This is a genomic window from Chitinophaga deserti (genome assembly GCF_003149455.1).
GTDB classification, from domain to species: domain Bacteria; phylum Bacteroidota; class Bacteroidia; order Chitinophagales; family Chitinophagaceae; genus Chitinophaga; species Chitinophaga deserti.
This window is the reverse complement of record NZ_QFFK01000005.1, coordinates 463,848-482,237: the sequence shown is the minus strand read 5'-3', so window position 1 is coordinate 482,237 and position 18,390 is coordinate 463,848. Positions and strand designations below refer to the sequence as shown.

The following is an 18,390-nucleotide window of genomic DNA, read 5'->3' as shown; positions in this document are numbered from 1 at the left end:
TTATGACCGGCATTAACACAATGGTCCGTATACTGTAATCACTACTTTTGCAACATGGTAGCAAATAATAACAATTCCTACGAAGTGATAGTAGTCGGCGGCTCATCCGCAGGCCTTAGTGCGGCCCTTACTCTGGGGCGTACCATGCGGCATACGCTTGTACTCGATGGTGGCGCCCCACGCAATAAACCTGCCGGGCATGCCCATAACCTCTTTACCCGTGACGGTACGCCGCCGGCAGAACTGCTGCGCATTGCCCGGGAGCAGCTGGTGCCTTACGAAACAGTAAAGCTCCAGGAAGGATATGTTACCACTGCCACAAAAACCGATAGCGGCTTCCTGCTCACAACGCAGGACGGCGTGCAATATGCCACGAAGAAAGTAATACTCGCCACCGGTGTGAAGGATGACCTTGCTGACATTCCGGGGCTGCAGGAATTGTGGGGGAGCCGCGTGATCCACTGTCCGTATTGCCACGGCTGGGAAGTACGCCATCAACCCGTATGCGTGATCGCTAACGGTGAAGCGGCGGAACATTACGGCATTACACTCTCCAACTGGCATAACGATATTACCTTCCTCACACAGGGAGAAAGCACTATCAGTACAGCAACCTTCGATAAATTCAAAGAGAAGGGTTACCAGGTAAAAACTGCTGCCATTGCATCGCTGGAGAAAAGCGGCAGCGGGGTGAAAGTGAAACTGGAAGATGGGGAGGAACTAACGGCAGGTGCGGTGTATTACCGTCCGGAGAAACTGCGCTTTCATAATTCACTGGCGGAGCAACTGGGTTGTGATATCAGTCCTGATGGTGTGGTAACCGTAGGTGCAGCATTCGACACTACGGTGCCTGGTGTATTTGCCGCGGGTGACCTCACACATCCCGGTTTGCACCAGTTGTATATGGCCGCTATGGGAGGCCACCTCGCAGGTACCAACGCCAACCGGCAGCTTACTCAGGAAGCCTGGTGATTACTTGATGGCAGCCAGCTTGTGAATATCTTTCACTTCAATAACCCTTGAAGAATATCCGTTGCGCGATACTTCGATCATGGCTTTGCCCAGCTCCTGCAAGGTGCTGGCGAACCCGGGGAAGAGTGTTCTGAAGAATGGGAACATCCAGCCCATGTACTTATAGGCTTTCAACAGGTGCTTTTGCCCAGGCGTTGCTTTAAGTAACCCGGGCCTGAAGGCGTACACAGCGCGGAAAGGAAGCTTCATCAGATCGTTCTCCGTTTTCCCTTTCACTCGTGCCCACATTACGCGGCCCTGCTCGGAGCTATTGGTGCCGGAGCCGGATACGTAACAGAAAGCCATTTCAGGGTTACGCTCTGCCAGCATTTCTGCCACATGCAGCGTTAGCGTGTAGGTAAGCCGGTAATACTCCGGCTCGTTTTTTCCCACGGAGGAAACTCCGAGGCAGAAGAAGCAGGCATTATACCCTGCCAGCTGATCGGCTATGGGACGGATGTTGAAGAAATTCTCATGAATGATTTCCCGCAACTTGGGATGTGTTATTCCGGAAGGACTCCGGTTGATGATCAATACTTTATCTACATGCGGATTATCAAGGCATTCCAGCAGAACGCCCTCTCCGACCATTCCGGTGGCGCCCGTGAGGATGACGCTGAGATTTGCAGGCATGTGGGGTAGTATTTTATCCGAATGTAACACAATTCCACAGTACTACCTATGACAAACTAACTACAGCTGATCTGCCGGATATATCCGTTACCGTGATGTGGCAGTATTTCAGGCATTTACGGTTTTGGCTGCAGCGATCCTGCTTCTTCCTATCAGCAGGACTAACAACGATAAGAAAGCAGCACCAGCCATACATGCAGCCATGGGCAATGCAGTATTTTCTTTAAACAGGCTCACACATACAGAAGCCAATGCCCCTGCCCCCATTTGCAATGCTCCCATAAGGGATGATGCTGTGCCCGCATTCCGCGCAAAAGGCGCGAGGGATAATGCGGCGGTATTGGGATTCACGAAGCCAAGAGAACTGAGCAGCACGGCCAGTATGGCAATGGTACCACCCAGGCCCAGCCAGCCCTGCCAGGCACCTAGTGCAAATATGATGGAGGCTACCGTCATAACAGTTAAAGCAACCGGCAAAATCTGTTCGCTTCTGAAGCGTTTCAGCAACAAAGTATTTACCTGGCTGGCCCCGATAAAGCCCACGCTCAGTGCGGCAAATATCCATCCATACGCTTTATCCGACAGGTGGAACACTTCCATGAATACTTTTGGTGAACCGGAAACATACGTGAACAAAGCAGAGAAAGCCACCGCACCGGTGAGGGTGTAGGTATAAAACTGCGGTACCGTCCACACCGACCAGAAGTTCTTAATGATTGGCATCGGCATGAGAGAAAGCGTAGTATCTGGCTTGAAGCTGTCGGGCAGCCAGAGGATGCATGCCAGCAGCAAAGCGATGCCCATCACTGTCAATATCGTAAACACGGAATGCCAGCCAATGGAACTGGTTACATACCCGCCAATAGTGGGGGCCACCATGGGCGAAGCGCCTACTACCAGCATGAGCAATGCGAACACTTTCGCGTTTTCATTCACCGGAAAAAGATCGCGCACCATGGCCATAGCGGCTACAGCAGCAGCACAGGAGCCTACTGCCTGGAAGAAGCGGAGATAAATAAGGCTATCCAGCGAGGTGGAGAATATACAGCCAATGGATGCCGCTATATACAGGAGCAACCCGGCATAGAGGGGTTTCTTTCTCCCGAAGCGGTCCAGCAGCGGGCCGTATAACAGCTGGCCCAGTGAAATACCGATGAAATAGCTGGAGAGTGTAAGCCCCACTTCCGATACATCCACCCCCAGATCTTTCGCGATGGCGGGAAAGCCGGGGAGGTACATATCAATCGTAAAGGGGCCCAATGCGGTAAGGCTCCCCAGGATGAGGATCAGTGATAAATAAGCAGAACGTTTCAAAGCAAGGTTTTGAAATAATAGTTACACCAAACAGTTATTCACCGTTCAGGACAACATCAGGTAATACAATAAATTAAAAGGCAGATTGTTGGGAAGAATGCACGCAAAGATAGGAAAATGTTTTAAAACCGGAGCAAAGCATGCTCCAGCCCCCTCAGCTCTGCAAGTCCTTTTAACCGGCCAATACCACTGTAGCCGGGATAGGTTTGCTTTGCCAGATCATCAAGCATCTGGTGCCCGTGATCGGGCCGCATGGGTAATGAAACCTTGCGCCTGCGCATGATACCGGTGAGGGCGCGGACCACAGCAAACATGTCAACATCCCCATCGAGGTGATTGGCTTCGTAGAAATCTCCGCCGCCATTGCGGCGGATGTTGCGGAGGTGGATAAAGTGAATCCTGTCTCCCATCCGCTCCACGATACCGGGCAGGTCGTTATCTTCCCGCACGCCGAGAGAGCCGGTGCAGAAGCATAGTCCGTTTGCAGCAACGGGCACTGCATCCAGTATGGCCTGCAGCTGCGCTTCGGTACTTACAATGCGGGGGAGGCCCAGCAGCGGGTAAGGGGGATCGTCCGGATGAATGGCGAGACTCATACCAATTTCTTCGGCTACCGGCGCTACTTCACTGAGAAAGGCAAAGAGGTTTTCCTGCAGGGTATCTGCATCGATTTGAGCGTATTGCGCCAGTGCGTAGAGCACTCCCTCCCGGGTAAAACGCTCGTCGCTGCCGGGGAGGCCCAGCAGGGCATTGTGAAAGAGTGTTTCGCGTTGGGATGTTGAAAGCGTATTTAATTTGGCTTCTGCCAGTTTAATCTCTACAGAGGAATAATCCTGTTCTGCATTCGGGCGCTTCAGGAGAAAGAGGTCGAAGGCGATGAAGGCTGCCCTGTCGTAGTACAGTGCGCGTGCGCCCGTGGGCAGTTCATAATTGACATCCGTCCGCATCCAGTCCATCACCGGCATAAAGTTATACGTAACCGTTTTAATTCCGCATTGGGCGAGGTTATGCAAACTGTCTTTATACCGGCTGATATACTGTTGTACGTTATCCGCAGATTGTTTGATGTGTTCATGTACCGGGAGACTTTCCACTACCGACCAGCGCATGCCCGCAGCTTCAATAAGGGCTTTTCGCTTTTCGATCTCATCAACCGTCCAGATATCACCAACGGGAATGTGATGTAATGCGGTTACCACACCGGTACAACCGGCCTGGTGTATATCGCGCAGGCTTACGGGATCGTTAGGCCCGAACCAGCGCATGGTTTGCTCCATCGGCATGGAAGTGGAAGTTTAGATGCGATGGTCAAGTTGGAAAATTCTGCCTGAATATCCAAACGGGAAAGGCATTTCCGGCTTCGAAAACGTTTGAAGTTGATGGAAGCGCCATAAAACCATCGGCATGGGTGAGTGCCCAGAGGTCGCCGGAGCCCATATGCGGAATAGGTTGTGCCAGCAATACTGCTTCCGGTGATAGGGCGAGCTTAACGGGTATAAAGTATTCGAGGGGGCGCGTGAAAGTGAGTGTTTCCGACAGCAGGGCCATTACAGGCTGGCGGAGTGGTAAACCAAGGCAGGCTTCCAGCCAGGGGCGGATGTAGCGAGCGTAGTTGGTCATGACAGATTGCGGGTTTCCCGGAAGGGCAAATATTACCGGGCCTCCCGGCAGCTTTCCGAAGCGGATCAGTTTTCCGGGCTTCTGCCCTATCCCGTCCACTATAGTTTCCATCCCTGCTTCGGCCAGTATTTCAGGGAGGTGGTTAAACCGTCCGTCGCCCACTGCGCCTGTGCAAATGATAACATCGCAGCGGTACAGCATGGGGAGTAATTCATCTGCCATGCGCGGCTTCTCATCGGCCAGGTGTACTATATCTGCGGGGATGCCCATGTCCTGTAAACCGGCGGCCAGGCTAAATACGTTCGACATACGTACCTGGTGGGGCTCCGGTTTGTTCCGCACTTCCACCAACTCGTTCCCGGTGGCTACCAGCAGCACTTTGGGCAAAGCGCTTACTTTCACTTCCGCCTTCCCTGTTCCGGCGAGGATGCCTATTTCTGCGGGGCCTATCCTGATGCCCGGCTCCAGCAGGGGCTTGCCGGCATGTGCGTCGGCACCTTTGCGGTGGATATGCTGTCCCGGTTCCACATCTCCTGTGATGGTGAACCTTCTGAACCCTTCATGCTCCGTTACTTCCAGCTGGTCGAAGGGTACCACGGTATCGGTGAGTTCGGGCATTACGGAGCCACGCATTACTTCCATGCCATCGGCCAGGTTAGCGAGCTGCAGGCAGGGCATCCCTGCCGCCTGTATGCCTCCGGAGCCAAATACCCGCTGCCCGCGGGCGTAGCTGTCGAATGCGATGGCCAGTCCGTTTACGGTTACGCGGTCGTATGGCGGCAGCGGCCTGTCGGCATGCACCGTTTCGCGCAGTACACGGCCTTCTGCAGCTTCGAGCAGCACGGTAGTAACGCCAAACCCCGGGGCGGCACGCATCATGGCGGAGAAAGCTTCGGAAACGGTCATCATAACGGTGGGTTTTGCTTACTAAATTTAGCCTATTGCCGCCAATGCGGCAAATCCGCGGCGGCCAACAAATGCAGCAAGGGCTTTGTTTATTATGGCATGCCTACCATTCTCCTGATCGAAAAGAAAGACCGCAAACGCGGAAGTATCGCCCCCTTACTGGAATCTGCCGGTTATACCGTAGCGCAGGCTGCCGGCGGACAGGAAGGTATTTCCCGCATGCGCGTACACCCGCCCGACCTGGTGCTGTGTGATATGAATATGCCGGGGGTAGACGGGCTGGGCGTGCTTCATGTGATGCAGCAGGAAGGCCCGCTGCAGTTGGTGCCCTTCATCCTCCTGCTGGATGCCTGGGACCCGCATCGCTTCAGGGAAGCCATGCAACTGGGGGCCGATGATGTGATGATACGTCCCTTCTCCGGAGCGGAAGTATTACAAACCATTGCCGTGCGGCTGGAGAAACGGCATCTGCTCCTGCAGAACGCTGCCGCCATTAATCCTGCCAGTGAAACTGATTTCCGGAATATCATCCGCGCTTTTATCACCGACCGTAATACCGTACGCCTCGCACCCCATGAGGTGATTTACCGGGAAGGTGAAACACCGCGGTACATGTTTTACATCCTCTCAGGAAAAGTGAAAACCATTAAAACGCATGAAGACGGGAAAGATTTGCTGATCAGCCTGTACAAACAGGGCGATTTCTTCGGATACATTGCACTGCTGGAAGAAGACCGGTATAAAGCAACGGCCCTTGCGATGGATGAAACGGAGCTGGCATTGATACCCAGGAATGATGCGGAAGAAATGCTGGAGCGGGTGCCACTCATCTTTCAGAAGTTTGTGCGGATGCTGGCACGCAACCTAACGGAAAAGGAAAACCGGCTGGTAGGGATCGCTTATGATACGCTGCGCAAAAAAGTGGCCAGTGCGTTGGTGCATTTGCGGAACAAATACCACCAGGGCACCGGCCAGTATAAGGTTAACATTGCCAGGGATGAGCTGGCTTCTCTCGCCGGAACTGCAACGGAATCACTGATCCGTACGCTCGGCGAATTCAAGCAGGAAAAACTGGTGGCCATCAAAGGCCCCGTTATTACATTGCTTGAGCCCGGCAGGCTGGAAGAAATTGCGTTTCATTGAAGCGCCTGCCGGATGTACATATATAACAAAACAACACCACTGATTTTTTTGTAATGAACCCCTGAAACAACCGTATTATGCTATACTGTCATATATTCATTCGTTGTTTCATTCATCGGTTGTTCCTGCGGGGTCTGGTTTTTCCGGATATAAACCGCCCCCTTTCGAAGGCGGCTATCTGGTATGTATGAAGCGGTTACTTCGTTTGCAATAATTGTATAATGCAAATGTAGAAAGGGTGGGAAATGTGGGAAATGACACGCGTCAGGCAGCAACTGATACTCGTCAGGCGGAACGGTTTTTGGAGAGCCTACAGAAACCATGTTCCGAACATTGTAAGGGCGCAGTTTGTTATAGAGCTTTACAGCGCCTGAAAAACCCTTTTTCAACATGAAAAAATACGATGCCATCATTATCGGGGCCGGTCAGGCAGGTACCCCGCTTGCGCGGAAGCTGGCAGGTGCCGGCTGGCGCACCGCACTGATAGAGCAGCGCAGGATAGGCGGCACCTGTGTAAACGACGGGTGTACCCCTACCAAAACCATGATAGGCGCTGCGCGCATATGCTACATGGCTGGCCGTGCCCGGGAATTCGGTATCACTTTATCCTCCACCGTCCCTGATCTCTCTAAAATAAAAGCGCGAAAAGATGAAGTAGTACAACAATCTTTTGACGGCCTCACCCGCGCAGTTTCCAAAACCGACAACCTCGATTATCTGGAAGGCAAAGCCGTATTCACCGGGATGAAAACGGTGGAAATAAACGGCGAAACACTGCACGCGGAACATATATTCATCAATACAGGGGCCAGTGCGGCTATACCACCCATAAAAGGCCTCAGCACCGTTCCTTATCTCACCTCCACCACCATCCTCGACCTCACGGAAGTACCGGAGCACCTTTTCATACTCGGTGCGGGATACATTGCCATGGAAATGGGGCAGATGTACCGGCGGTTCGGATCGCAGGTAACCATGCTGGAAAAGAGTAACAGGATTCTGGGGAAAGAAGATGAAGACATTGCTGCGGAAATTCATAAAATACTGGAAGAAGACGGCATTACTATCCTTACTGGTGCCGAACTGAAACAGGTGACATCCGATGACGGGCACCTGCGGCTGGAAGTATCGGAGAACGGAGCAACGCGCACCATCACCTGCAGCCACATACTCATAGCAGCGGGGCGGCCACCCAATACTGCAGACTTACAACTGGAACAAACAGGGCTTCATGCAGAAAAAAATGGTACCATTGCTGTGAACGACCGCCTGGAAACCAGTGTTCCCGGTATTTATGCATTGGGCGATGTGAAAGGAGGGCCTGCATTCACACATATTTCATATAACGATTACGTTATCGTATGGCAGAATCTCCTGGAAAATAAAGAACTTTCCATCCGCAACAGGCATGTTCCGTATTGCATGTTCACCGATCCGGAACTGGGCCGTATCGGGCTTACAGAGCAGGAAGCAAGGGAGCAGGGGAAGAACATCCTTGTTGCTAAACTGCCACTTACGAAAGTGGCACGCGGTATTGAATCAGGAGAAACAAGGGGATTGATGAAAGCCATAGTAGATGCTGATACCGGACTGATATTGGGTGCTGCCATAGTGAGCGTTTCCGGTGGAGAGATCATGTCGGTTTTACAGATGGCCATGATGGGTAACCTTACCTGCCGGCAATTACGCGATGGAGTATTCGCCCATCCCACCTTTTCAGAGTCCCTTAATAACCTGTTTATGTCCATCACATGATTGAAGCCAGCCAACTTTATAAAGCTTTTGACGGGCGCCCTGCGGTGCAGGATGTATCATTCACCGTTCCTGAAGGCGGGCGCCTCATGTTACTGGGCACCAGCGGCAGCGGTAAAACCACTACCCTCCGCATGCTCAACCGCCTGCTGGACCCCGATAACGGAAAGATATTTTTCCGGGGGAAAGACACCCGCACCTTCCGTCCGGAAGACCTCCGCAGGCAAATGGGCTATGTGATGCAGCAATATGGCCTCTTCCCGCACTATACCGTGGCAGAAAACATCGCCATTGTACCTAAACTGCTGGGTTGGGATAAAGCCCGCATCCGCCAGCGTACCGAAGCACTGCTGCAGAAACTGGGCCTCTCCTGGGAAGCGCATGCCCATCAATATCCCGCACAGCTCAGTGGTGGCCAGCAGCAGCGTGTAGGCCTTGCCAGAGCGCTTGCGGCAGACCCTCCCGTTCTCTTAATGGATGAACCCTTTGGCGCCCTCGACCCTGTTACCCGCGCACATATACGCCAGGAGTTTAATGAGCTGGACGAGTTCAAAAACAAAACCGTAGTAATGGTCACCCACGATATCCGCGATGCCCTAGAACTGGGCGACCGTATCGGTATCATGGACAAAGGCCGGCTCATCCAGACCGGCACGCCTGAAGAACTGCAGCAGAACCCTGCCAACGATTTTGTGGCGGCATTCCTTCACGGTAAAACCGAGGCGCCATGAACGATTTCCTGCAATTCCTCCAGAGCCAGTCGGGCAAACTGCTAGAGCAAACGCTCACGCATATACATCTGACTTTATTATCGGTTGCCCTCGCCATCCTTGCGGGTGTGCCATTGGGCATCCTCATCGCCCGGAAGCAGAAGCTGGTGGGTATGATACTCGGGTTTGCCGGAGTCCTGCAAACTATTCCCAGTATTGCATTGCTGGGTTTCCTTATCCCGTTACTGGGCATTGGCCCTAAGCCTGCCATCTTTGCATTATTCCTGTATGCACTACTCCCCATCATCCGCAATACCTATACAGGCATCCGCGGGGTAGATGCCACGGTGCGCGAAGCGGCAGTTGCCATGGGCATGACGAACGGACAGGTACTCTTTAAAGCAGAAATGCCCCTCGCCATGCCGGTAATACTCGCCGGCATACGTACTGCCGCCGTCATCAATGTGGGGGTAGCTACGCTGGCAGCGTATATTGCCGCGGGCGGACTGGGAGAATTCATCTTCGGAGGCATAGCATTGAACAATACCAACATGATACTTGCGGGTGCTATTCCTGCTGCGTTACTGGCTATCCTGTTCGACTTCCTGTTGTCGCGCGCACAAAAGCTCAGCATGCGGCATTTCCGCTGGGCAGGTGCTGCAGCAGTGATTGTGTTTGCCCTCTCCGCCATGACGCCTGCTGCCAAAGGCAAATTACTGGCGGGCTTTACGCCTGAATTCATGGGCCGGGAAGATGGATGGCTGGGACTTAAACGTATATATCACCTGCGCATCCCCACCGTTGTCATCAACGATGCCGTGATGTACCAGGCTTTACATGAAGAGAAACTGGATGTGGTGAGCGGATATAGTACTGACGGGCGCATCAGGGCATATAACCTTGTTATCCTCGACGATGATCAGCACATCTTCCCGCCATACTACGCCGCCCCTGTAGTCCGCAAGGATGCACTGGAGCGCTTCCCGGAACTGGGTCCGGCGCTTGACCTGCTGGCCGGACGTATCAACGATTCGGTAATGACATACCTGAACTACCGGGTAGATTTCCTGCATGAAAGTCCTGCCACCGTAGCCCGCGACTTTCTTGACAAACAGGGCCTCCTGAAACCGCAAAGGCATGGGAAAAAAGGTGTGGTGCGAATGGGTTCGAAGATCTTCACGGAGCAATACATCCTCTGTGAAATGTATAAACTGCTGGTGGAAGGAAACACAGAATTGTCAATTTCTTCCAAAACAGGACTAGGTGGCACGAAAATTTGTTTTGATGCATTAACGAATGATCAGATTGATTTCTATCCTGAATATACCGGCACCGGCCTGCTCGTGATATTACAGCAGCCTTTAACGGAGAATCTGAGAAATAAAGACAGCGCCTACAATTTTGTGCGCGACCGGTTCGAACAGCAATACGGGCTGCGCTGGATGCAGCCTATTGGTTTCAACAACGCATATGCACTGATGATGCGGGAAGCAGCGGCAGCGCAATTCGGCATCCGCTCCATTACCGGTCTCACTCGTTATCTGAATACGCAAAAAAATTGACATGTTAGAAGTAAGCACTCCCTCCGCGCTTGCCAGGCATTACCTGCAGGTGCGGAAATGGACGGAAACGATTTGCCGCCCGCTACAAAAAGAGGATTATGTGGTACAACCTGTAGAAGATGTGAGTCCGCCTAAATGGCACCTCGGCCACACCACCTGGTTTTTTGAGACCCTTATTCTTAAAAAATTCCTGCCTGGCTACACGGAATACGATGCCATGTTCAATTACGTGTTCAACAGCTATTACGAAAGCCTCGGTACCCGTGTGATCCGGACAGACAGGGGCAACCTGAGCCGCCCCACGGTAGAGGAGATCTACAAATACCGCAGTTATGTGGATTCTGCCATGGAGCAGCTGCTATCCCGGTCTTTATCAGCAGAAGCCGAAACACTCATTACCCTCGGCTGCCAGCACGAGCAGCAGCATCAGGAGCTGTTATGGACAGATATCAAATACATCCTCGGCCACAACCCCCTCTTTCCCCCATACAACCTCGAAGAGCCTCCTGCGCCGCAAACCGTGGTAAAGCAAAAGTTCATTAACATGGAGGAAGGAGTCTACGAAATTGGCTTTGAAGGAGAAGGCTTCTGTTACGACAATGAACTGAACCGCCATAAAGTATACCTCCAGCCTTATGCGATAGCAAACAGTCTGGCCACCAACGGTGATTATCTCGCATTCATGGAAGCAGGCGGCTATAAGGAATTTTCCTACTGGCATGCCGAAGGCTGGGACTGGGTGAAGCGCACGCAGGTTAATTGCCCGCTGTACTGGCATCAGGAAAACGGCCAATGGATGCATTACACCCTGCAGGGCGTGGTGCCAGTTGTGCCAGGCGATATCCTTACGCATATCAGCTTCTATGAAGCTGCCGCATTTGCTGCCTGGAAAGGGATGCGGCTGCCTACTGAGTTTGAATGGGAAGCGGCGTCACATCTTTTCGGATGGGGCAGGCGCTGGGAATGGACGGAAAGTGCGTACCTCCCCTATCCCGGCTTCGAACGGGTGGCAGGCCCTGTAGGTGAATACAACGGAAAATTCATGGTAAACCAGAAAGTACTGCGCGGCGCATCCGACTTCACACCGGAAGGCCATAGCAGGCATACATACCGCAACTTCTTTCATCCGCATTTACGCTGGCAGCTGACAGGCATCCGGCTGGCTAAAACCTTAAAACCGTAACCGATGAGAACAGTAACCGCCATTATGGCCCCGCCTGCCTCAAAAGCACGCCAGGCTTTTCTCCGCGACGTGCTGGAAGGCTTACAGGGCCACCCGAAAAGGCTGCAGTCGAAATACTTTTATGATGCCACCGGCGATGCCCTCTTTCAGCAGATCATGCATTGTGCAGAATACTATCTCACGCGCTGCGAAATGGAAATCCTCGAAACACAATCGGCCGCTATAGTTGCCACCATCCGTGCAGTAGTTCCCCAGGCCGATCTTGTGGAACTGGGCGCAGGAGACGCTTCCAAGTCCGTACACCTGCTGCGCGAATGGATGCGTGCAGGTATGGGGCACCGTTATTACCCCATCGATATTTCGGGCAACATCATCCGGCATTTGCAAAATAAACTTCCTGATGTCCTGCCCGGCCTCGAAGTGCATGGCCTCAATGGAGAATACATGGAGATGCTGGCCCAATCAGGTCAAACTGCAGGCAAACCCAGACTGGTAATGTTCATGGGCAGCAGCATCGGTAACTTTACGCCGGAAGAAGCCACCGGATTCTTATCGGAAGTACGGCGACAGCTGCGCCCCGGCGATTTCCTGCTTACCGGTTTCGACCTTCAGAAGAACCCGCGCCTCATCCTCGATGCGTATAACGACAAGCAGGGCCTTACCCGCAACTTCAACCTCAACCTCCTTACCCGCATTAACCGGGAGCTGGATGCTGACTTCCTTACACAACAGTTTCTTCATTACCCTACATACGACCCCGGTACAGGAGCCTGTAAAAGCTACCTGATCAGCCTCCGCGATCAGGCAGTACATATCGGCGGCACCGTTGTCCGCTTCCGGAAAGATGAGCCCATTTACATGGAGATATCGCAGAAATATACGCCTGAAGGTATTCTTCAGCTGGCTGCCAGCTGCGGATTTACACCCATAAGAAACTTTACAGACGAAAAGGGCTGGTTCACAGATGCATTATGGCAGGCGAAATAGCACAACAGATATTGAATATCAATGAATAGTACTTCCCATCTGTATGAGTGAATACATCCGTACGGATGGGAAGTAAAACAATTCCTGTTAAGTCTTGTTAGCATAGGAAGACTAAATGCACCAAAACCATGAAAACTTCTTACTGTTTGACCCTCTTTGCAGCTGTATTGCTATCCGCCTGTGGTACTACAACCCAGGTCACTAATTTCTGGAGAACCCCGGACGCCCCTCAGAAAACGTATCATACTATCTTCATCGCAGCCATGGTACATAATGTAGGCGCCAAGCAGTCGATCGAAAACAACCTGGCAGCAGCGGCACAGAACAAAGGCTATAAAGCCATTAAAAGCGGAGACATCTTCCCTCCCAACTTCACCAAAGAAAACGTGCCTTCCAAAGAAGCTATCCTTAACAGGGTGCGTGAACTGGGATGCGATGCCATTTTCACGATGGCTGTTGTAGATAAAACCAGCGAAACCCGTTATGTACCCGGCTCCGGACCTTATGCCCCCTACCCCGCCTGGGGCTGGTACGGCAGCTTCTGGGGATATTACAATTACTGGTACCCCACCATGTACAATCCGGGATATTATACTACCGATAAAACCTATTTCCTCGAAAGCAATATGTATGATGCGCAAACGGAATCACTGCTGTTTTCCGTACAGTCGGAATCCATCAACCCAGGCAGTATAGAAGATTTCTCACGCAGCTATACGAAGTCGCTGGTACAGGCGCTGGAGCGGCAGGGCTTATTGAAATAAATCACGTGAATGTACAGATAAGAAAAAAGGCTGATCAGTTTAACTGGTCAGCCTTTTCCATATAGGGTAATTAAAAACTATACATGCTGATCGTATTCCCGCACCGGCACGCTGGCAGTGAGCATCTCGTATTCCGCTTCATTCAAGCGGGGAGCTGCCGATGCCGCATCTTCCAGCTGATGCACCGTGCGCAATCCGGTAACGGCACTTGTCACAGCAGGATGCATCTGCACGAATTTCAAAGCAGACTGTGCCGGGCTGCGATGTGTGCCGGAAACTTCCGCGATGGCCTCCTGCGCATGTTCTACTTCCTTTTTCGTTAAGTGCAGGTAATCCACGGCAGGCTTCCCTGCCAGTAATCCTTTGGCGAGGCTTCCACGTGCCAGTACGCCAATGTTATGCTGTTCCAGTATTGGCAAACACGACATCTCCGGACGCCTGTCCAGCAGGCTGTACTGCATCATCACACTCACGATCCTGCTCCTTCGTGCATATTCACGGATCACATTCGGCCGGATGGATGATATGCCATAGTACCTGATTTTACCCTGCTCCTGCAGCAGCTCGAATGCTTCTATGGCCTCGTCTATCGGATCATCGATGGTTCCGCCATGTAACTGGTACAGATCGATGTAATCCGTTTGCAGACGCTGCAGGCTTTTCTCCACACATTCCAGGATGTAGGATTTACGCGGGTTCCAGTCCCACCCCGAACCATCGGGCCGCCACTGGTTGCCCACTTTGGTAGCCAGGATCACGTCTTTACGTTTTCCTTTAAATGCTTTACCAACGGAGCTTTCATTGAAGCCTTTCTCATACAGGTCTGCCGTATCAAAAAAGTTAATTCCCAACGCCACAGCGCGATGGATGATGCGTGCATTATCCGCATCATCCATCCCGAGCGACATACACCCGAAAGACACTTCGCTGATCTGCAGCGCGCTGCTGCCGAGGGTTTTGTAATTCATACTTCTAATATACGATAATCTCATCCGTGAACAGGAAACCCTTCTGCACCGGAGCTTTCACCCTGATGTAACGGCCTTTCTGCCCACTGAGAACGAACCTAAAATCTTTGAAGATGAGCTTTTCGTGGGAAGGCGGTACATCATTCGCCACCGTGATGGCAGGTATGCTTTCAAATGCCTTCGGGTCATCTGCCACCTGCACTTTTACTTCTGTTGGCATATATACACCCGGGCCGGTAATCTGCATAAAACCGATGGACAGGCTTTCCAGTGGCTGCGAAGTACCGAGGTCGATGGTTACATCCAGTCCTTTGCCGAGGAAGCCCTGCCACTGTCCGTCGCCGTAGGTGAGCGACCCGCGGTAACCATTCACCAGCGTGGCCGCTTTCTGTGCGGGATAGCTGCCGCTCCATGGAGCGTTGTATGTGACGGTTTTGCCGATTGCTTTATGATAATGAACCGGCACTGTTACGGGGCGCCCCATCAGCATGGTATCACGGAAAACTGCGGCCGTCAGCTGAGCGGTACCCGGCACTTCTACCGGAGCAGTATATAAAGCGGATGCTGCATTGGGGCGCGTACCGTCGAGGGTATAGCGGATCACGGGTTGGTATTGTTCTGTTTCAAAAGAAACGATGGTTAGCTTACACACCGTATCGATCACCGTTTTCGGTTCCAGCTGTACCGACGGGCGGTAGTAATTCACCTGTTTGCGTTGAAGCAGGCGGTAATGTGCCTGCAGTCTTGTTTTAAAATCGTTCCAGTTGCGTTTATCCTTTTGCGACCATACTACTTCCGAAAGTGCGAGCATTCTGGGGAACACCATGTATTCCACCTGGTAGGTGGTAGGCATATATTCCGCCCACACATTGGCCTGAGCACCCAGTACGTGATGTGCCTTATCTGCAGATAGCTCCGCCGGCACAGGCTCATAGGAATAGACTTTAGACAGCGGCAGATAACCGCCGATGGTGAGGGGCTCTGTGGAAGGGTCGGACTGGTAGCTGTCGAAGTAACAGTAACCACCCGGTGTCATCACCACATCATGCCCTTCAGAAGCGGCAGTAATGCCACCCTTCTCACCACGCCAGCTCATTACAGTGGCTTCCGGGGCAAGACCGCCTTCCAGAATTTCATCCCAGCCCATCAGCTTGCGGCCGTTGGCGATGAGGAATTTCTCCATCCTTTTCACAGCATAACTCTGCAATGCCTCTTCATTAGCCAGATGCTCGTGTTGCATACGGCGCTGGCATTTGGGGCACTTCTTCCAGTGAGATTTATCGGCTTCATCTCCGCCAATGTGGATGTATTGAGATGGGAAAATGGTCATTACTTCGCGCAGTACATCTTCGAGGAAAGTAAATGTGCTGTCGTTCCCGAGGCAGAATTCTGATTGTTTATAAGGCTCTCCTGCACAGGACAGGTGCGGGTACACCGCCAGTACTTCTTCAGAGTGGCCGGGCATTTCAATTTCCGGGATCACCGTGATGCCGCGGCGAGCCGCATAAGCCACTACTTTACGGGCTTCATCCTGTGTATAATAACCGCCATAGGCATTGGGATGGCCTTCTTCCAGATAATGGCGCGGGCTTTTCCACCATTCCATGTAGTTGGCATGTGTGCGCCAGGCAGCCTTCTGCGTTAATGCGGGATACTTTTTGATTTCGAGGCGCCAGCCTGCGCCATCGGTAATATGCCAGTGGAAAATATTCATTTTGTACATGGCCATCAGGTCTATGTACTTATACACAAATTCCAGCGGAAAGAAGTGGCGCGACACATCCAGGTGCAGCCCCCTGTATTTGAAACGCGGCTCATCTGCAATCGCTACTGCGGGTAATACCCGCTGGTTGGCCTGCGTGCCCATGATCTGGAGCAGTGTGTAAATGCCATGGAGCGCACCGGTACGGCCGGAGGCGTATATTTTTACTGATTGCGGGTCTATTACAAGCCGGTAGGCAGCACTATCGGCCTGTTTACGGAGTATTTCTTTCAGGATGCGGATACTGCCGGTTTGCGCTCCTTTCCCCTGCAGCGGAATGCCCGATTGCTCCGACAGTAATGCCGCCGATTCCCGGAACACCGGATCTGCGGAAATAACCGTTTGGGAGGTAATGGTAAATTGTCCCGCTGCTTCCTGTAACTGAACGGGGGCGGGTATTACATTTACCCGCTGCGTTTGCGCCTGTGCAGTTATACCTGCTGCCAGCAGCGCCATCAATCCGAATCGCTTCATTATTCACTGTTATTTAAATACCGGGGTGAAATTAATACATCCACGGGGAAAGTGCTTCTTTTAAAAGTCCCGGGATTGTTTCAACAAGTACCATTGCAGCAAAATGCATGGGTGTATTTTCACAGGATGAAACGAACGCTGTTCTTCCTTTTCCTCTCGGGAACCTTCTTTTCCGCGCATTCCCAGAAAGCTCCGGCCGATCTTATCATCCGCTCCGTGTCGGTGATCGACGTGGAACGTGGCCGCACCGCTGCCAACCAGGCTGTGGTGGTGAAAGACGGGCGTATTATTGCCGTAACACCTGCCAGCAAATTACGCCACGCCGCACCTGTGGAAGTAGACGGTACGGGTAAATTCATTATGCCCGGCCTGTGGGACAACCACATGCATTTTGGCGGTGGCGATACACTTGCCCACGAAAACCGTAACCTGCTGCCCCTTATGCTGGCCTATGGCATTACCGGCGTGCGCGACTGTGCTGCAGACATCAGTCATTTTGTACTCCCCTGGCGCGATTCTGTTGCTAAAGGACTGCTCGAAGGCCCGCACATCTTCACCTCCGGGCCTAAGCTGGAAGGGTATAAATCTGTGTGGAAAGGCGATATAGAAATCGGTACGAAAGAAGAGCTGGGCAAAGCGCTCGATTCTTTACAGGGACTGAAAGTGGATTTCGTGAAGATCACGGATAACACACTGAAAGCGGATCTTTATCTCGAAAGCATCCGGGAAACACGCAAACGCGGATTCGTTATTTCAGGGCACGTGCCTTACGCCATTCCCATGAAAGAAATCGTGGATGCAGGCATCAGCTCTATTGAGCATATCACTTACCTGCTGAAAGCCGGATCTTCGGAAGAAGAAAGCATCAGCCGCAAAGTAGCTTCCGGCGAGCTGAAGGGCCGCGCGCTCACCGATAAAGTAAACAGCACTTACGATAAAGCTTCAGCACTGAAAATGTTCCGCTATATGGCGTCTAAAGGCGTGGCGGTAACACCTACGCTGAGCCTCGGGCATATCCTGTCGTACTGGGATAAGCACGACCGCCGCAACGATGATTACCTGCGTTACATCGGTAAAGGACTGCAAAGTACCTATGCCGGCCGTGTAAACAGCATCATGAAACACGATTCTGCCGCAATTGCATTCCGCAAGGCGAACTACGAAAAATCGTCTGCCGTGCTGGCCGATCTGCAGCAGGCAGGCGTAATGATCCTCGCGGGTACTGATGCGGGATACCTCAACTCTTATTGCTATCCCGGCCTGGCGCTTCACGAAGAGCTGGCCCTGATGGTACGTTATGGAATGACGCCGCAGCAGGCGCTGAAGGCTTCCGTGATAAACGGACCTAAATTCCTCGGCAAGAAAGGTTATGGCACGGTAGCCCCCGGCATGCATGCCGATCTCCTGCTGCTGGATGCCAACCCGCTGGAGGATATTCACAACACACAGAAAATCCGCGGCCTCGTTTCCGGAGGGAAATGGAGGGACCGCGTATATCTCGATGAACTGCTGGCCGAAACCGCAAGGCGAACGGCTGCAGGGATTTGATATACCATTCCCATGGTAAAAAACCGAAGGGCTGTCTCCATTCCGGAGACGGC

At 52.4% G+C, this 18,390-nt stretch carries 15 protein-coding genes; 9 read left to right on the top strand and 6 right to left on the bottom strand.

Features of this window, described 5'->3' with window-relative positions; all coding sequences use genetic code 11:
- Nucleotides 1-54: 54 nt before the first annotated feature.
- On the top strand, nucleotides 55-972 hold the full coding sequence (locus tag DEV76_RS14420; RefSeq protein WP_109698613.1) for an NAD(P)/FAD-dependent oxidoreductase: 918 nt from the start codon (nucleotides 55-57) through the stop codon (nucleotides 970-972).
- On the opposite strand, the gene DEV76_RS14415 is transcribed toward DEV76_RS14420, so the two are convergent.
- The 4 genes from DEV76_RS14415 to DEV76_RS14400 form a co-directional block, all read right to left on the bottom strand.
- Nucleotides 973-1,644 carry a Rossmann-fold NAD(P)-binding domain-containing protein gene (locus DEV76_RS14415; protein ID WP_109698612.1) on the bottom strand — a complete coding sequence of 224 codons (672 nt, stop codon included), beginning with the start codon at nucleotides 1,642-1,644 and terminating at the stop codon, nucleotides 973-975.
- Between the two features lie 108 nt (nucleotides 1,645-1,752).
- Complete coding sequence (locus DEV76_RS14410) at nucleotides 1,753-2,958, bottom strand: multidrug effflux MFS transporter (RefSeq protein WP_109698611.1); 1,206 nt, start codon at nucleotides 2,956-2,958, stop codon at nucleotides 1,753-1,755.
- Between the two features lie 122 nt (nucleotides 2,959-3,080).
- On the bottom strand, nucleotides 3,081-4,241 hold the full coding sequence (gene uxuA, locus DEV76_RS14405; RefSeq protein WP_317048086.1) for a mannonate dehydratase: 1,161 nt from the start codon (nucleotides 4,239-4,241) through the stop codon (nucleotides 3,081-3,083).
- 25 nt (nucleotides 4,242-4,266) lie between these two features.
- Complete coding sequence (locus DEV76_RS14400) at nucleotides 4,267-5,487, bottom strand: molybdopterin molybdotransferase MoeA (RefSeq protein WP_109698610.1); 1,221 nt, start codon at nucleotides 5,485-5,487, stop codon at nucleotides 4,267-4,269.
- Between the two features lie 96 nt (nucleotides 5,488-5,583).
- Between DEV76_RS14400 and DEV76_RS14395 the strand changes: the two genes are divergently transcribed.
- From DEV76_RS14395 to DEV76_RS14360, 7 genes are all read left to right on the top strand, one after another.
- On the top strand, nucleotides 5,584-6,627 hold the full coding sequence (locus DEV76_RS14395) for a cyclic nucleotide-binding domain-containing protein (protein ID WP_198652064.1): 1,044 nt from the start codon (nucleotides 5,584-5,586) through the stop codon (nucleotides 6,625-6,627).
- A 390-nt stretch (nucleotides 6,628-7,017) separates the two neighbouring features.
- Nucleotides 7,018-8,382 (top strand): mercuric reductase, encoded by a 1,365-nt coding sequence (locus DEV76_RS14385; protein ID WP_109698607.1) that lies wholly within the window; start codon nucleotides 7,018-7,020, stop codon nucleotides 8,380-8,382.
- The gene (locus DEV76_RS14380) at nucleotides 8,379-9,110 is read left to right on the top strand and encodes an ABC transporter ATP-binding protein (RefSeq protein ID WP_109698606.1); all 732 of its coding nucleotides are present in this window, start codon (nucleotides 8,379-8,381) and stop codon (nucleotides 9,108-9,110) included. The genes DEV76_RS14385 and DEV76_RS14380 overlap by 4 nt, the downstream gene beginning before the upstream one ends.
- Complete coding sequence (locus DEV76_RS14375; protein WP_109698605.1) at nucleotides 9,107-10,651, top strand: ABC transporter permease/substrate-binding protein; 1,545 nt, start codon at nucleotides 9,107-9,109, stop codon at nucleotides 10,649-10,651. The genes DEV76_RS14380 and DEV76_RS14375 overlap by 4 nt, the downstream gene beginning before the upstream one ends.
- Nucleotide 10,652: 1 nt before the next feature.
- Nucleotides 10,653-11,834 (top strand): ergothioneine biosynthesis protein EgtB, encoded by a 1,182-nt coding sequence (egtB, locus tag DEV76_RS14370; RefSeq protein WP_109698604.1) that lies wholly within the window; start codon nucleotides 10,653-10,655, stop codon nucleotides 11,832-11,834.
- A 3-nt stretch (nucleotides 11,835-11,837) separates the two neighbouring features.
- Nucleotides 11,838-12,821 carry an L-histidine N(alpha)-methyltransferase gene (gene egtD / locus DEV76_RS14365; RefSeq protein ID WP_109698603.1) on the top strand — a complete coding sequence of 328 codons (984 nt, stop codon included), beginning with the start codon at nucleotides 11,838-11,840 and terminating at the stop codon, nucleotides 12,819-12,821.
- A gap of 128 nt (nucleotides 12,822-12,949) precedes the next feature.
- Nucleotides 12,950-13,585, top strand: a complete 636-nt coding sequence (locus DEV76_RS14360) for a glycoside hydrolase family 18 protein (protein WP_109698602.1) — start codon at nucleotides 12,950-12,952, stop codon at nucleotides 13,583-13,585.
- 77 nt (nucleotides 13,586-13,662) lie between these two features.
- On the opposite strand, the gene DEV76_RS14355 is transcribed toward DEV76_RS14360, so the two are convergent.
- Entirely contained in the window at nucleotides 13,663-14,553 is an 891-nt protein-coding gene (locus DEV76_RS14355; RefSeq protein ID WP_109698601.1) for an aldo/keto reductase, read from the bottom strand.
- 4 nt (nucleotides 14,554-14,557) lie between these two features.
- Nucleotides 14,558-16,789: a beta-N-acetylhexosaminidase gene (locus DEV76_RS14350; protein ID WP_109698600.1), complete on the bottom strand. Its 2,232-nt coding sequence runs from the start codon at nucleotides 16,787-16,789 to the stop codon at nucleotides 14,558-14,560.
- 126 nt (nucleotides 16,790-16,915) lie between these two features.
- On the opposite strand from DEV76_RS14350, the gene DEV76_RS14345 reads away from it, so the two are divergent.
- Nucleotides 16,916-18,337 carry an amidohydrolase family protein gene (locus tag DEV76_RS14345; RefSeq protein WP_109698599.1) on the top strand — a complete coding sequence of 474 codons (1,422 nt, stop codon included), beginning with the start codon at nucleotides 16,916-16,918 and terminating at the stop codon, nucleotides 18,335-18,337.
- Nucleotides 18,338-18,390 lie beyond the last annotated feature (53 nt).

Excerpts from the sequence above, each read along its gene's own strand:
- DEV76_RS14420 (WP_109698613.1), top strand. The coding sequence starts at position 55 with ATGGTAGCAAATAATAACAATTCCTACGAAGTGATAGTAGTCGGCGGC.
- DEV76_RS14415 (WP_109698612.1), bottom strand. The coding sequence starts at position 1,644 with ATGCCTGCAAATCTCAGCGTCATCCTCACGGGCGCCACCGGAATGGTC.
- uxuA (WP_317048086.1), bottom strand. The coding sequence starts at position 4,241 with ATGCCGATGGAGCAAACCATGCGCTGGTTCGGGCCTAACGATCCCGTA.
- DEV76_RS14400 (WP_109698610.1), bottom strand. The coding sequence starts at position 5,487 with ATGATGACCGTTTCCGAAGCTTTCTCCGCCATGATGCGTGCCGCCCCG.
- DEV76_RS14395 (WP_198652064.1), top strand. The coding sequence starts at position 5,584 with ATGCCTACCATTCTCCTGATCGAAAAGAAAGACCGCAAACGCGGAAGT.
- DEV76_RS14385 (WP_109698607.1), top strand. The coding sequence starts at position 7,018 with ATGAAAAAATACGATGCCATCATTATCGGGGCCGGTCAGGCAGGTACC.
- DEV76_RS14380 (WP_109698606.1), top strand. The coding sequence starts at position 8,379 with ATGATTGAAGCCAGCCAACTTTATAAAGCTTTTGACGGGCGCCCTGCG.
- DEV76_RS14375 (WP_109698605.1), top strand. The coding sequence starts at position 9,107 with ATGAACGATTTCCTGCAATTCCTCCAGAGCCAGTCGGGCAAACTGCTA.
- egtB (WP_109698604.1), top strand. The coding sequence starts at position 10,653 with ATGTTAGAAGTAAGCACTCCCTCCGCGCTTGCCAGGCATTACCTGCAG.
- egtD (WP_109698603.1), top strand. The coding sequence starts at position 11,838 with ATGAGAACAGTAACCGCCATTATGGCCCCGCCTGCCTCAAAAGCACGC.
- DEV76_RS14360 (WP_109698602.1), top strand. The coding sequence starts at position 12,950 with ATGAAAACTTCTTACTGTTTGACCCTCTTTGCAGCTGTATTGCTATCC.
- DEV76_RS14355 (WP_109698601.1), bottom strand. The coding sequence starts at position 14,553 with ATGAATTACAAAACCCTCGGCAGCAGCGCGCTGCAGATCAGCGAAGTG.
- DEV76_RS14350 (WP_109698600.1), bottom strand. The coding sequence starts at position 16,789 with ATGAAGCGATTCGGATTGATGGCGCTGCTGGCAGCAGGTATAACTGCA.
- DEV76_RS14345 (WP_109698599.1), top strand. The coding sequence starts at position 16,916 with ATGAAACGAACGCTGTTCTTCCTTTTCCTCTCGGGAACCTTCTTTTCC.